This is a genomic window from Mycobacterium sp. IS-2888 (assembly GCF_001954215.1).
GTDB lineage: Bacteria > Actinomycetota > Actinomycetes > Mycobacteriales > Mycobacteriaceae > Mycobacterium.
On the sequence record NZ_MBET01000026.1, the window covers coordinates 56272 to 71105 of the forward strand.

General features: G+C 64.5%; 14 protein-coding genes. 5 read left to right on the forward strand and 9 right to left on the reverse strand.

Going from position 1 to position 14834, the window contains the following annotated elements:
- Window positions 1-28: 28 nt before the first annotated feature.
- The 3 genes from A5745_RS04785 (at window position 29) to A5745_RS04795 (ending at window position 4225) form a co-directional block, all read left to right on the forward strand.
- Window positions 29-637 carry a TetR/AcrR family transcriptional regulator gene (locus tag A5745_RS04785; protein ID WP_076115284.1) on the forward strand — a complete coding sequence of 203 codons (609 nt, stop codon included), beginning with the start codon at window positions 29-31 and terminating at the stop codon, window positions 635-637.
- Window positions 638-902: 265 nt separating this feature from the next.
- Entirely contained in the window at window positions 903-1319 is a 417-nt protein-coding gene (locus A5745_RS04790; RefSeq protein ID WP_076058738.1) for an MmpS family transport accessory protein, read from the forward strand.
- Window positions 1316-4225 carry an RND family transporter gene (locus A5745_RS04795; RefSeq protein WP_076058624.1) on the forward strand — a complete coding sequence of 970 codons (2910 nt, stop codon included), beginning with the start codon at window positions 1316-1318 and terminating at the stop codon, window positions 4223-4225. Before A5745_RS04790 ends, A5745_RS04795 begins: the two co-directional genes overlap by 4 nt.
- 6 nt (window positions 4226-4231) lie before the next feature.
- Here A5745_RS04795 and A5745_RS04800 read toward each other — a convergent pair whose 3' ends face one another.
- Window positions 4232-5014, reverse strand: a complete 783-nt coding sequence (locus tag A5745_RS04800) for an SDR family oxidoreductase (protein WP_076058623.1) — start codon at window positions 5012-5014, stop codon at window positions 4232-4234.
- A gap of 131 nt (window positions 5015-5145) precedes the next feature.
- Between A5745_RS04800 and A5745_RS04805 the strand changes: the two genes are divergently transcribed.
- Entirely contained in the window at window positions 5146-6588 is a 1443-nt protein-coding gene (locus A5745_RS04805; RefSeq protein ID WP_076115357.1) for a multicopper oxidase family protein, read from the forward strand.
- Here the strand turns inward: A5745_RS04805 and fdxA are convergent.
- The 7 genes from fdxA to A5745_RS04840 form a co-directional block, all read right to left on the reverse strand.
- Window positions 6585-6926: a ferredoxin gene (gene fdxA / locus A5745_RS04810; RefSeq protein WP_076115358.1), complete on the reverse strand. Its 342-nt coding sequence runs from the start codon at window positions 6924-6926 to the stop codon at window positions 6585-6587. The two genes, A5745_RS04805 and fdxA, sit on opposite strands and share 4 nt — an antisense overlap.
- Window positions 6927-6982: 56 nt before the next feature.
- The gene (locus A5745_RS04815; protein ID WP_076115285.1) at window positions 6983-7885 is read right to left on the reverse strand and encodes a universal stress protein; all 903 of its coding nucleotides are present in this window, start codon (window positions 7883-7885) and stop codon (window positions 6983-6985) included.
- A gap of 48 nt (window positions 7886-7933) precedes the next feature.
- Window positions 7934-9115: a cation:proton antiporter gene (locus A5745_RS04820; protein ID WP_076115286.1), complete on the reverse strand. Its 1182-nt coding sequence runs from the start codon at window positions 9113-9115 to the stop codon at window positions 7934-7936.
- A 27-nt stretch (window positions 9116-9142) separates the two neighbouring features.
- Entirely contained in the window at window positions 9143-10009 is an 867-nt protein-coding gene (locus A5745_RS04825) for a hypothetical protein (protein ID WP_076115287.1), read from the reverse strand.
- Window positions 10010-10023: 14 nt separating this feature from the next.
- The gene (locus A5745_RS04830) at window positions 10024-11253 is read right to left on the reverse strand and encodes an acyl-CoA dehydrogenase family protein (RefSeq protein WP_076115359.1); all 1230 of its coding nucleotides are present in this window, start codon (window positions 11251-11253) and stop codon (window positions 10024-10026) included.
- 71 nt (window positions 11254-11324) lie between these two features.
- Window positions 11325-11696 carry a DUF1801 domain-containing protein gene (locus A5745_RS04835; protein WP_205866283.1) on the reverse strand — a complete coding sequence of 124 codons (372 nt, stop codon included), beginning with the start codon at window positions 11694-11696 and terminating at the stop codon, window positions 11325-11327.
- Between the two features lie 88 nt (window positions 11697-11784).
- Window positions 11785-12756, reverse strand: coding sequence for an aldo/keto reductase (locus A5745_RS04840; RefSeq protein WP_076115288.1), 972 nt, complete (start codon window positions 12754-12756; stop codon window positions 11785-11787).
- A gap of 65 nt (window positions 12757-12821) precedes the next feature.
- Between A5745_RS04840 and A5745_RS04845 the strand changes: the two genes are divergently transcribed.
- A complete protein-coding gene (locus A5745_RS04845; RefSeq protein ID WP_076115289.1) occupies window positions 12822-14141 on the forward strand; it encodes an acyltransferase in 1320 nt (439 codons plus the stop codon).
- Here A5745_RS04845 and A5745_RS04850 read toward each other — a convergent pair.
- On the reverse strand, window positions 14138-14791 hold the full coding sequence (locus A5745_RS04850) for a TetR/AcrR family transcriptional regulator (protein WP_076058614.1): 654 nt from the start codon (window positions 14789-14791) through the stop codon (window positions 14138-14140). The genes A5745_RS04845 and A5745_RS04850 overlap by 4 nt on opposite strands.
- Window positions 14792-14834: the final 43 nt, after the last annotated feature.

Genomic DNA, 14834 nt, shown 5'->3' on the forward strand with positions numbered 1-14834 from the left:
AGTGTGCAGAACGTGCAACTATAGGGTTATGACCAATCAGGTGGGTCTGCGCGAGCGCCGTCGCCGCCAGACCAGCGCGGACATCCGCGACGCCGCGGTGCGCCTGGCACAAGAACGCGGCTTCGACAAGGTGACCATCGAGGAAATCTGCGTCGAAGCCGGACTGTCGACGCGCACGTTCTTCAACTACTTCCCGAACAAGGAGTCCGCGATCGCCTATGGGCCCTCGGACCTCCCGCCCGAGCTGGCCGCGGACTTCGTCGCCGCCGGACCCGCCCCCTACTCGGTGGTGTTGGCGGAGCTGATCGCCCTGGCCGCGCATCATCTCCGTGACACGCCGCCACGGCGCGAGCAGGCCACCGGCATGCTCGAACTCGCCAAGACCTCCCCCGCGGTGCTGGCGGCATTCCTGGCCGAGCTGGAGCGATTCCAGAACCAATTGACCGACATCATCGTCCGCCGCCAGGCGATGCGTCCCGACGACGAGATGGCCGCCCTGATCTCCGCGCTGGCGTTGACGGCCGTGCGTTCGGGCATCGAGAAGTGGGCAAGCGGGAAGCCGAAAGACTCCGACGACACGCCGATGCCCTATGTGGAGCGGGCCGCGGCGCTGGTCAACAGCATCTTCACGAAGTGATCTGAAACACCGCACCTGAATATTGCATGATGTGCAAGATATGCACATCATGTACTATGCTCTGGTTGCGGTATTCGAGAAGGCCTCCGCAATGCGAGGTGGGGGTCGATGCGCACGAATCACGCCAATCGCCGAATTTCATTGCTGGGCGGTGTAAATCGCGCGCCCACCCGGCCACGATTCCGCCCGGGGGGAACGTTCTCGCCGACCACATCACCGTCGCGCGGTAAGGAAGGGAATCACCCAAGTGCAGACGTCAAAGGCTCTGCGAAATGCGTGGTTGCCGCTGTTGATTGTGGCCGTCGTGGTTGTCGGCGGCTTCGCGGTGGTCCGGGTCAAGTCGTTTTTCGGCGCCCACGACACCGGCGTGATGACAAGCCCGCGGCTCGATGATTCCAAGCCGTTCAAGCCCAAGGTCGTCAAGTACGAGGTCTTCGGTTCGGCAAGCCACGCGAACGTGAACTACCTGGATCTCAACGCCGACCCGACGCGGGTCGACGCCGCGCCGCTCCCCTGGACGCTGGTCCTAAGCACAACCGCCCCTTCGGTCTTCCCGAACCTCTCAGCCCAAAGCGACGGCGACTACCTCGGGTGCCGCATCACCATCGACGACGAAGTCAAGGACGAGAAAACAGTTAACGGCGTTCACGCCCTGACCTTCTGCTTGGTGAAATCCGCATGAGCACAACCACTGAAGACACGGCCGACGCCCGCACAGATGTCATCCCCGTCGCGAAACACAAAGCGCGGCCGTCGATCCCGCGGATCATCCGAAAGTTCGGCATACCCATCATCCTGGGTTGGATCGCTCTCATCGGTGTGCTCAACGTAGCCGTGCCCCAGTTGGACGAGGTCGGCAAAATGCGCTCGGTGTCGATGGCTCCCGACGACGCCCAGTCCGTCGTCGCGACCAAGCGTATGGGCGCGGTGTTCAACGAGTACAAATCCAACAGCTCGGTGATGATCGTCCTGGAGGGCCAACAGCCACTGGGCGCCGACGCCCACACTTATTACGACCAGATCGTCAAAAAGCTCGACGCCGACACGAAACACGTTGAGCACGTTCAAGATATGTGGAGCGATCCGCTGACCGGCGCCGGTGCCCAGAGCAACGACGGCAAGGCCGCCTACGTTCAGGTCTACCTCGCCGGTAACCAGGGCGAAGCCTTGGCCAACGAATCGGTCGAGGCCGTGCAAGACATCGTCAAGAGCGTCCCCCCGCCCCACGGGGTAAAGGCCTACGTCACCGGGCCTGCGGCGCTGTCGGCGGATCAGCACGTGGCCGGCGACCGCAGCCTGCAAGTCATCACCGCTGCCACGTTCACGGTGATCATCGCGATGCTGCTGTTGGTCTATCGGTCGATCGTCACGGTGCTGCTCACGCTGGTGATGGTGGTGCTCGAGCTCTCGGCCGCGCGCGGAATGGTCGCTTTTCTGGGTTACTTCAAGATCATCGGGCTCTCCACGTTCGCCACCAACCTGTTGGTCACGTTGGCCATCGCTGCGGCCACCGACTACGCGATATTTCTTATAGGTCGATATCAGGAGGCCCGATCCCTCGGCGAGTCGCGAGAAGACGCCTACTACAACATGTTCGGCGGTACCGCACATGTCGTGCTGGGCTCGGGATTGACCATCGCCGGCGCGACGTTCTGCCTGCATTTCACGAACCTGCCGTATTTCCAGACGCTGGGCATCCCGTTGGCCATCGGCATGGTGGTCGTGGTGGCGGCGGCGTTGACGCTGGGCCCGGCGGTCATCTCGGTGGCAACCCGGTTCGGCAAGACGCTGGAACCCCGCAGAACGCAACGGATTCGCGGGTGGCGCAAGGTCGGCGCGCTCGTCGTCCGTTGGCCCGGACCAATCCTGGTGATGACGATCGGAGTGGCGCTCGTCGGCCTGCTGACCCTGCCGGGATACCGCACCAACTACAACGACCGCACCTACCTGCCCACCGATCTACCCGCCAACGAGGGATACGCGGCGGCGGATCGCCACTTCTCGCAGGCGCGGATGAATCCCGAGGTACTGATGATCGAAAGCGATCACGATCTGCGTAACTCGGCGGACTTCCTGGTCATCGACAAGATTGCCAAGTCGGTCTTCCGGGTGCCGGGAATCGGCCGCGTGCAAGCCATTACACGGCCGCAGGGCACGCCGATCGAGCACACCTCGATCCCCTTTCAGATCAGCATGCAGGCCGTCACCCAGCAGATGAACCAGAAGTATCAGGCGGACCAGATGGCCGACATGCTACGCCAGGCCGACATGATGCAGTCGACCATCGACAGCATGGTCAAGATGCAGAGCATCACCGTGCAGATGTCCAACGATATGCATGTGATGGTGCAAAAGATGCACGACATGACCATCGACATCGAAGACCTACGGAACAAGATGGCCGATTTCGAGGACTTCTTCCGGCCCATCCGTAGCTACTTCTACTGGGAAAAGCATTGCTACGACATCCCCGTGTGCTGGTCGCTGCGTTCGGTCTTCGACGCCCTCGACGGGATCGACACGATGACCGACGACATCCAGAGCCTGCTGCCCGTCATGGATCACCTCGACACGCTGATGCCGCAGATGGTGGCGTTGATGCCCTCGATGATCGACAACATGAAGGCCATGAAAACCACGATGCTGACCATGTATTCGACCCAGAAGGGTCTGCAGGACCAGCAGAACGAGGCGCAGAAGAACTCCAACGCCATGGGCAAGGCTTTCGACGCGTCCAAGAATGACGACTCGTTCTATCTGCCGCCGGAGACGTTCAACAACGCCGAGTTCAAGAAGGGCATGAAGAACTTCCTCTCCCCCGACGGCCATGCCGTGCGTTTCATCATCAGCCATGACGGCGATCCGATGTCGCAGGAAGGCATTTCGCACATCGGTGCCATCAAGAAGGCCGCCTACGAGGCGCTCAAAGGCACCCCGTTGGAGGGCTCGAAGATCTACCTCGCCGGCACGGCTTCGATGTATAAGGACCTCAGTGACGGCAACACCTACGACCTGTTGATCGCCGGAATCGCCTCGCTGTGCCTGATTTTCATCATCATGCTCATCATCACGCGAGGCGTGGTGGCGTCGGCGGTCATCGTGGGCACCGTCCTGCTTTCACTGGGCGCGTCGTTCGGGCTGTCGGTGCTGATCTGGCAACACCTGATCGGGATTGAGCTGCACTGGATGGTGCTCGCGATGTCGGTCATCATCCTGCTTGCCGTGGGCGCCGACTACAACCTGCTATTGGTGGCGCGGTTCAAGGAGGAGATCCACGCCGGGCTGAACACCGGCATCATCCGATCCATGGGCGGAACCGGTTCGGTGGTCACCTCGGCGGGATTGGTGTTCGCCTTCACGATGATGACCATGGCGGTCAGTGAGCTCACCGTCATCGGACAGGTCGGCACCACCATCGGCCTCGGTCTGCTCTTCGACACCCTGATCGTCCGGTCGCTGATGACGCCGTCCATTGCCGCACTACTGGGCAAGTGGTTCTGGTGGCCGCAACGCGTTCGCCAACGCCCCGTCCCCTCACCGTGGCCCACCCCGGCCAAGAAAGCCGAAGAATCCCTGACCAACGCGTGACGCGGACTAGGTGACCCACTCGGGTTGGTCGGCCACGTCGATTGCCGAGAAGTCCTTGTGGCCCAAGCCGGCCATGGTGCCTCCGTCGACGACGAACTCCGATCCGGTCGAATAGCTGGATTCGTCGCTGGCCAGATAGACCACGAGGTTGGAGACCTCCGCGGGGTCCGCGGCGCGGCCCAACGCGGTTTGGAAGATGTCGTCGGGAACCCATTGCGTCATCGGTGTCTTGATGAGTCCGGGGTGAATCGAGTTGACTCGGATGCCGTTGAGCCCCAATTCCATTGCCGCGGACTTCGTGAGCCCGCGGACACCGAACTTGCTCGCGGTGTAGCCGTGGCACGCCATGGTGCCGGCCATTCCCTCGATCGAGGAGATGTTGATGATCGATCCTCGGCCCGCTTCCTTCATCGGTTTCACCACCGCGCGGATGCCGAGAAACACCCCGGTCAGGTTCACGTCGAGGATCTTTTGCCACTCGGAGAGCTCGTAGTCCTCGAAGGTGCCGACGTTGAGGATGCCCGCGTTGTTCACCAGCACGTCGATACCGCCGAACTCGTCGATGGCGGTGGCCACCGCCGCCTCCCATTGTTCTGGCTTGGTGACGTCGAGATGCACATAGCGGACGGCGTCACCGAGTTCCGCCGCGACGGCCTTGCCCTCGTCGTCCAGGATGTCGCCGAACACCACCCTGGCGCCCTCGGCCGTCATCGCCCGCACGTGCGAGGCGCCCATCCCCCGCGCACCGCCACTCACGAGTGCGACCTTGCCCGCCAACCGTTCAGCCACTTCGATTCTCCTGTCGTGTCGGTACTCGCACCATACATAGGCGTATTGGTGGATGACCAGGGTCTCGTCGGGCTGTCCGGCGGCTGCGATGCGCTACCGTTTCAGCTGTGCTGGACCGGCGCGGCTTCCTGATGCGCGGCGCAGCCGCGGCGGCGCTTGCGGCCACCGGTTCGGCTGCCACGGCGGCGGGATGCGGCCGGCAGGGGCCGCCCGCAAAGGCCGATTACACGCTTCGCATCGGACGGGGTCTGGTGGAGCTGGCGCCCGATCGGGTGGTATCCACCACCCTCTACAACGGCCAGTTCCCCGGACCATTACTGCGGCTCACCGAAGGCAGACCCGTCGTCGTGGATGTCCACAACGACAGCGACACCCCCGAACAACTGCACTGGCATGGTCAGACGCTGCCCGTCGACGTCGACGGCTCCGCCGAGGAAGGCACCCCGTATATCCCTGCGCACGGGATGCGCCGACTGTCGTTCACTCCGGGGCCGTCGGGGTTCCGCTTCTACCACACCCACCTCGTTCCCGGAGCGGACCTGAGCCTGGGCCAGTACAACGGCTTGGCCGGGCCGCTCTACATCGAACCGAAATACAATCCAGGTGCCTACGACCAAGAAGTATTTCTCACCCTCAAGGAGTTCGAGCCCGCACTCAGCAGGGGCGGCGACATGGCTACCAATTTCCTGGCCGGCCAACCGATCCCAGAGCTGCGCGACATGGGCGAAGCGGCGATGGCCGCGTCCCTAGCCTCCGGAAAACCACACGGATTTGAAGTTGGCTACCGATCGTTCGCGATCAACGGCCGCATGCTCGGCCACGGCGAACCGATCAAAGTCAAGCAGGGCCAACGAATACTGCTGCATGTCCTCAACGCCAGCGCCACCGAGAACCGCAGCCTCGCGCTGCCCGGGCATACGTTTACCGTCGTGGCCCTCGACGGCAACCCCCTCCCCAAACCGGTTGCGGTGCCGGTGCTGTGGCTCGGCGCGGCGGAACGGATCTCGGCAATCGTGAACATGAACAATCCGGGGAAATGGGTGCTGGGCGATCTCTCCGATGACGATCGCGGCAACGGCATGGGCACCGTCATCGAATACGCGGACAGCACCGGCGACCCGCAGTGGGCGCCGCGGCCTCCGTTCACGTGGGACTATCGACTCTTCACCCAGCCTGATGCGAGGGCGGCCCCACCCGACCACACGATCGAGCTGCTGATCGGCAAACGTAACGCGGAGCGCGACGGCTTCAACGAGTGGACGCTCAATGGCGCACCGTTCGATATGCGCACGGGCACACCGCAGTTCGAGCTGAAGCTCGGTGCACGATACCGGCTGCGGCTACGCAACGGCACCGACGATGTGCACCCCATCCACCTGCACCGGCACACCTTCGAAATCACTAACACCGCCGGGACGTCCACCGCAGGGCTGCACAAAGACGTCGCCATGGTCGGCGGCTATCAAGCCATCGACCTCGACTTCACCGCCAACCAGCCCGGCCTGTCTCTGCTGCACTGCCACCAACAGCTGCACATGGACTTCGGCTTCATGGCGCTGCTGCATGCCGTTTAACGCATCTTCGGCATGGCGGCGATCAACGGTGTGTCAACGCCCGTCGGACCCACGTTGGTTGCGCCGCCTGGCGAACCCAGCGGGCCGCCGCGGCCGGCGAGCGGTTCATTGAAAAACGCGGCATTGTCGTCCAGGTGCTGCCGCTCGTCATCGGGCAGATCGCCCTCCCAGTAGATCGCTCCCACGCGACATATCGACTTGCAGGCGCCACAGTCGACGCACTCGTCGGGGTTGATGTACATCGTTCGCGCGCCCTGGTAGATGCAATCGACCGGGCATTCCTGAACACAGGACTTGTCCATCTCGTCGACGCATGCTCTGCCGATCACGTAGGTCATGAACAGCAGGCTAGGCCAACAGCGGCGGGGCTTGCGCCTGCCGAACAGCATCAATGTCAGGGACTAATGGCCCTCGCGTTATCGCGGACGACAATTACTGGAACTCTTGCCGATTGCGCGACCGCGGAGCTTACCGAGCCCAGCAGCATGCCCCGGAAACCGCCGCGGCCGTGGCTACCGACCACCACCAGCTGAGCGTTCTCGGACTCCTGAAGTAGCCACCGGGAAGGCTTGTCGCAGAACAGCAATCGCTTTACACCCACATCCGGATACCGTTCTTGCCAGCCCGCGAGACGTTCGGCGAGTACCTCCTGCCCCTTCGCCTCGCTGTCACGCCAGTCCATCCCGAGCATCGGGAACACCCCGACGTCACTCCACGCGTGCAGCGCGACCAGGTCAACGCCTCGACGGGAGGCCTCATCGAAAGCCAAGGCGGTCGCCGCTTCCGAAGCGGGCGACCCGTCGACACCCAGTAGCACGGGTGCATTCGAATCGGGAATCGCACCGTCATCGGTATGGATGACCGCGACCGGGCAACGGGCATGATGAATCAGACCGGTAGTGACCGAGCCCAGCAGCAGGCGGCCCAACGCGCCCATGCCCTGGCTGCCGACGACGATCATCCAGGCATCCTTCGAGGCGTCAATCAGCGCCGGAAGGACACCGGAAAACACTATCTGCGTGTGCATCTCGGGTGGTGTGGCCCCTCCGGCGTTGGCGCTCAACGTCTTGCGGGCCTCATCGATGACATGCTGGCCGTTTTCCTGCTGCCAATCGGTCATGTCTGCATACATCTGCCCCACGGGCCATCCGACGACAACGGGAGGGACAACGTGCATGACCGTGATCGGCAACTGGCGGAGGATGGCCTCGCGGGTGGCCCAAGCCGTGGCGGCGTGAGAGGCCGCAGATCCGTCGACGCAGACCAAGATTCCGTGCTTTGCTGTGCCCTCCGACATTTCGCACTCCTCGACGCCGATTCCGATCGGCCTATTCAGGACATGACGTTATGCCTGCTCTGCGCTTTTCGGAAGGGTCTTTAGGCCCCGCTGTTCGCTCTGCCGGCGTGCCGCCAGCACACCGGCGATCGAGGTGGAGGCGATCGTGAGCAGCGCCCCGAACATCAATGCCGACGCTTCGCCGGCGACCAGGAGGTGTTCCTCGGTGCCGATGGTTGCCGCGGCCACCGGTACGCCGAGCTGCGCCGCCGACATCACCGCGAGTGTCACCGGCTGGCCGAGCAACCTTCCGGCGCAATGCGCGAGCACGGCCCCCGACCCCAGACCTACGCCCAGCAAGATCAGTTTGGGGTGCGCCCCCAGCTCGCGCACCTGCAACGAGGCGCCCAGCCAAACGAAAAACAGCGGGCTGAAGAAGCCCTCGGTGATGCCGAAAAGCTGACGCGCCAGTCGATGCGGCTCGCCGACCGAGGCGATCACCAACCCCAACGCGAAACCCGCGAGCATGATCGACACATGGGTGCTGGCGGCCAGGGCCGCCAACGCGAACAGCAGGACCAGGTTGGTCCGCAATTCCAGCGCGAACCGAGATTTCTCGGAATAGTTGTGCATGCGTGTGCGCCAGCCCCGGCGGTCGACCGCGCGCAGCAGCACAAAGAGCAGCACCGCACACCCCGCGATGGCGAGTCCACCCAGCGCCGCCGTTGGCGCTCGACGGACGTCGATCACCAAGGGCAGCAACACGATACATGCGGCATCCGCGATCGCGATCTGCACGGTGACGGACAGCACGTGGGGCCCCTGCAATCGGAGCGAGTCGATCACCGGCAAGGCGAGCGCCGCTGACGACGAAGCCATCAGAACCGCATACAGCGCTGCGTGACCTGTGCCGAACACGGCCGCTATCCCCACCCCGAGCGCCGCCGCGACCGCGCCGACCAGAGCCGCCCGCGCCAACGCCCGCGGGACCCCTGGGCGCATGTCGGGGTCGCGGATCGGAACATGGGTGCCCACGACGAACATCACCAGTGCGAAGCCGATATTCGCGAACAGCTGAAACGTCGGGTTGGCGGAATTGAGGACGCCGAAACCGGTCTTGCCCAGGACGAGGCCCGCGATCAACTCACCGATGACGACCGGAATTCGCAAGTGCGACAGCGACGCCAGCAGTGGACCGGCGAAGCCCACGGCGGTCAACAACGCGAGCGTGGCGAAGCCGAACCCGTGCATGCTGGGACACTACCCCGCCCGGCCGGATCAGCTGACGACGTCGAAGACCGCCGCGGCCGAGGTGACGGCCTTGTCGGCGTTACCCTCGTCGTGCAGAAGCATCCGCACGCCGATGCGCCCGGGCCCTCCGACGTGTGCGGTGCCCTGCACACGGAACGGGCCGACCTTGCCGCGCGACATGAACATGACGTGCCAGCTGATGACCTGAACCTTGCGTGTTCCGGCGGCGTCGGCGGCGAGGTCGGTCGCCGCGGTCTCGAGTACGACGTGTTGGGGTCCGATGTGCAGGGCGGCATCCGGTGAGGCGAGTTCGGGGCTCAGCGCGGGCAGCACCCAGTGACCGTCGTCGCGCCTGCTGGCGCCGAAGGCTTTCCATAGCGGCGGTAGGTCGGGCGAGTCCTCGATGACCAGTTCGGTCCCCGAGACATCCATCTTGTCCAGGCCTTCGGGCGGTACGCCGATGATCGCTCCCTGCCCCTCGTTGAACGCGATCACCCGGTCTGGATTGTCGGCGTCGACGATCTTGCAGCGCCCGTAGCCCATGGTCCGGCCCTGGTGGACGATGCCGGAGCCCACGATCTCGATTCTCGTCACGTCGTAACCGGGGTCGATGATCTGTACCGACGCGATGACCGGGTTGGGCACCGCGACCATGTCGGTCTGACACCCCTCCGGTGACGAAATGGCAAGCGGCGCAACCATGATGCCGCCGGCCTCGTTGCGCATGTCGCGGCGGATGGTCACGGTGTCATCGGTCTCGCCGAGGTTCATCGACGAGTGGTTGCGCCCGATGTAGCGGTAGCTGAGCAGGCCGGTCCAGCGGCGGTACAGCTCGTCGCGGTATGCATCGGCGTCGTTGGACAACTCTCGGATGTCGCGAAGTTGGTCGCTCACAGTCGCTTGCCTTCCTAAGCTTTGCTCCGCCGCACCTGTTTGAACGGGACACCGCGATCGGCTGCGTACTCGCGCGGAAAGTTCAAGACCCGCTCGCCGATCACGTTGCGCGCCATCTCGGTGGTGCCACCGCCGATGCTGGCGATCTGACGGCCCAGGTAGCGCCGGCCGACGTCGAGCAGCTGAGCCTCGTCCTCGACCGCACCCGACGAACCCGCGACCGCGTAGGCGGTGTCGGTCTCGACGTTGTGAACCTCGGCCATGTAGAGCCTGATGATCGACCCGGCGGCCGCAGGCAAAGATCCATCCGCCACGGCGTGGTAGACGTGCTCACTGAGCTGACCGTGCACAGCCCGGTGGACCAGGGCCCGGCCGACCATCTCCCGGACGCGTTCGCTGTAACCCTGATTAGTCTTGTCGACCAGCGACATCAGGTCGATCGAAACATCTTCGGCCTCAGCGATTCCCGGCCCGGTGGTGTACTCCGAACCGTCGCCCATGGTTCTGCGCTCGTGGTAAAGCTGGCGCGACGCCACCTCCCAGCCTTTGCCAGGTTCCCCGACGACGGCGTCGTCGCCGACATCGACGTCGTCGAGAAACTCCTCGCAGAATTCCACCGATCCGTTGACCTGGCGGATGCGGTTGATGGTGATCCCAGGATGTTTGAGCGGCACCAGGAACATCGTGAGCCCGTCGTGTTTGGGTACGTCCCAATCGGTTCGGGCCAGGCACAGGGCGTAGTCGGCGGCGAACGCCCAGGTGCTCCAGGTCTTGGCGCCGTTGATGGCCCATCGGCCGTCGCGCCGCTCGGCACGGGTGATGACGCCGGCCAGGTCCGAGCCGCCGCTGGGTTCGGACAGCAACTGCACGAGGACCTCGTCGCCTCGCAGCGCCGCGTGAATGTGCGTGCGCTTCTGTTCCTCGCTGCCCATGTCGAGGATCGTTGCGCAGCAAATGGCGAACGACGGCACATTGAGCAGGATTGGGATCTCGTACGCCGCCGACTCGGCGTCGAATGCCTTCTTGTATTGGTAGCTCAGTCCGAGCCCGCCATACTCCCGGGGAAAGCAAATTCCGGCGAATCCGCCGTCGTACAAGGTCTTTTGCAGCTCACGGGCGCGCTGCCAGGATTTCTCTTCGTCGCGCTCGAGAAGCGCCGCCTCGCCCGGGTCGAGGCGCGGCATGTTCTCGGCCAGCCAGGCCCTGGCCCGGCTGCGAAATTCTTCGACGGACTCGGAAGTCAGCGGAGAGGCCTCTCGATCGAGCATCGGTGCTGAGCGACTGTACAGCACGGGTGCGGGGCTGTACAGACCGGCTACGCGCTGTTCAGGTCTACCGCCGCGCGGATGAGTGCCGTCAACGCCTTGTCGTCGATCTGGTCGCCCTCATGGAAGTCGATGGCGCGGCGGGTGTTGCCGTCGAGGCTGGAATTGAAGAGGCCCGCGGGATCCGGGAGCGAGGCGCCCTTGGCGAAGGTCATCTTCACGACGTTCTTGTACGTCTCGCCGGTGCAGATCATCCCGTCGTGATACCAAACCGGGACGCCTCGCCACTTCCACTCCTCGACCACGTCGGGATCGGCCTGCTTGATCAATTTTCTGATGTGGGCGAGGGTTTCGCCGCGCCAGTCGCCGAGTTCCTCGATTCTGGCGTCGATCAGTTTGGAGGGAGAGTCCGCCACTGCCATACCTTTCTGATGTCGTAACGAAAACGTCGCTTTGGTAGAACTGGTGCGGCGCAACATGACTCGCACGTCCGCGCTTCGTCGCCACCCACTAGCGGTCGATCCAACCCATCTGCGCCTCGGCGTGATGACCGCCGACGGCCGGGGTTAGCCGGTCGAGCCTCGCCACCTGTTCGGGGGTGAGCTCGACCGTGTCCGCAGCGGCATTCTCCTCGAGGCGGGCCACGCGTTTAGTGCCCGGGATGGGCACGATGTCAGGGCCTTTCGCGAGCAGCCAGGCCAACGCGACCTGAGCCGGAGTGGCGCCGACATCGGCGCTGATATCGCGCAACTCGTCGGCGCTGTTGAGGTTGTGCTGGAAATTCTCGTCGAAGAATCGGGGGTTGGTCTTGCGGTAGTCGCTGTCGGGCAGCTCCTGCGTGGAGCGGATCGCGCCGGTGAGGAACCCACGGCCCAGCGGCGAGTACGCAACGAATCCGATGCCGAGTTCGCGCAGGACGTCGAGCACCCCCTCCTCGGGGTCACGGGTCCAAAGGGAGTATTCGGATTGCACGGCGGTGAGGGGATGCACGGCGTGCGCGCGACGGATGCTGTTCACGCCGACTTCGGAAAGCCCGATGTGCCGGATCTTTCCGGCGGCCACCAGCTCGGCCAACGCCCCGATCGTGTCTTCGATGGGGGTACCGCGATCGAGGCGGTGTTGGTAGTACAGGTCGATGTGGTCGGTCCCCAGCCGTTGCAGGGAACCATCCACGGCGATGCGGATATTGGCGGGGCTGCTGTCCAGGCCGTCGCGGCCCGTGTGCGAGATCAAGCCGAACTTGGTGGCCAGCACAACTTGATCTCGCCGGCCCGACAGCCCGCGTGCGACGAGTTCCTCGTTGACGTAAGGGCCGTAGACCTCGGCGGTGTCGATCAGCGTGACGCCAAGATCGATGGCGCGGTGAATGGTCCGGATCGACTCGGCGTCGTCAAAGCCACCGATCGAATAGGCGGCGGACATGCCCATCGCACCCAAGCCGATACGGCCGACCTGTAAGTCGCCGAGCTGAGCCTGTTCCACACGTTCTCCTGTCATTCGGCCGGGTACCGTGGCGCTGTGCACCGCGTCGAGCTTCCCGCGATCTGATGGACCACGCAAACACCGCGCGGCCCACCCGCAACCTGGCGGTGGATTTCTACCGGGTCTCCGGCGTCGTCCTGATTGTGCTCGGGCACTGGCTGGCCGGATCGGTGACCTACCACGACGGGCAGTTCGGCCGGCAGAACCCCCTCGTCGACATGCCGTGGACCCAGTGGCTGACCTGGCCGTTCCAGGCGGTCCCGACGTTCTTCCTGGCGGCCGGCTACGCCGGCGCGGTGTCTTGGGCGCATCGCCACGACGCTGACGGTATGCCTCGCCCGATCTGGCTTCGCCACCGGCTGGCTCGAGTTCTGGGGCCGACGGCGATCTACGCCGCGCTGGTGTCGGCGATTGTCGTGGTCGCGGACGCCAACCACGTCGCGGGCTCATTGCTGGAATACGCTGGCTGGGCGGTGGCCATGCATTTGTGGTTCCTCGCCGTATACGTGATAGTGGTCTCGCTGACGCCGATTGCCATTGCCGCACAACGCCGTTGGGGTCTTCGAGTACCTGCGGCGCTCGCGGTGGGAATCGCGGCGGTGGACGTGATATCGATCGGCGGTCACATGCCGTACGTCGGCTGGCTGAACTACCTGTTGGCTTGGGGCGCGCTGTACCAACTCGGAATCAGTTGGCACGACCGGCAATTGAGCACTCGCGGCGCCGCGGCGCTCGGAGCCGGGTCGGCGGTCGCGCTGGCACTTCTGATTTGGCTGAAACTTTACCCGGTGAGCATGATCGGCGTTCCCGGACAGACCATTGACAATACGACGCCGCCCACCGTGGCGCTCCTCGCGTTCGGCTGCGCACAGACAGGCGTGGCGATGGCCCTTGCGCCCGTGCTCAATCGAGCGTTGCGCGCCGGCCCCGTCCGTCGCGTGCTGTCGATCGCCAACAACAACGTGATGGCGCTGTACCTATGGCACATGATCCCCGTCGTGATCGTCGCGGTCGTCGGCTACCCGGCCGGACTGTTGCCGCAGCCGCCAGAAGGAACGGCGGACTGGTGGCTGGCCAGGCTCGTGTGGGTCGTCATCCTCGGCCTGGTGACCGCCGCCGAGCTGGTGCTGCTGTGGTGGGGCCGGCGGCTTTTCGCCGCCCCGCTCCCGACGTTCGGGCTACCGCTTTCCGACCGATGGGGCGAACCGGTCATGCTGGCCGGTGCCGCCATGGCGGCGTATGGCCTGGCATTCGTCGCGGCGAAGGGTTTCGCCCCCGATGGGCATCTGCCGTGGGTGACCGCGCTGATCTTCGCCGTCGGAGTCACCCTGGTCGCGCTTCGACCCGCGAAAGTCGGGCTGCGGTCAGTGGATTCCGCTACCTAGGCCTCGGCGAATGTGCCCTCGGGCAGCGGGCGTTGGCACACGTCGTGCGCCTCCTCGGCGCTCAACCCGAAGAGCCGCAGCACATTCTCGGTAACCGTGTCGGCGGCCCGCGCGTCGTCACGACTCGGGTCGTCACGCAACAACTTTCCGAGCCCGAGCAGGGCGCCGCCGGCCATGGCGAGGGCCAGTTCGGGGTCGTCGATATGGAACCTGCCCGCCTCGACCCCGGCTTTGATGTCCCGCAACGCCCGCGGCGCCAGACCACGTTCCGACGACAACAGCGCCGGCACGCTGGCCAGCAAGATCTCGCTCTCCTGAGGGCGCTGACGGAAGAGCCGCCCGGTCAGCCGGAAGCTGGCGGCAAACGTCTCGGCGGGGTCGTCGATCGACGCGGTGAGCCGGTCGAGCATCGCCCCATGGGCGTCGAGTACGTCGGCGACCGCGGCCTCGAACAGCTGTTCCTTGCTGTCGAAGTGGTTGTAGAAGGAGCCCATGCCGACGTCGGCGGCCTGGGTGATCTCCAAGACCGGGACGTTGACCCGTCCCTCGGCGATCAACCGCTGCGCGGCCTTGACCAGCGCCGTCCTGGTGCGTTGCTTGCGCCGCTCTAGGCGATTGGGCGACTCGGAATCGTCGGGCATCGCGCTCATGGGTAGCAGTATGCATCACTTTTGAGGATTTCGTCAGAACCCT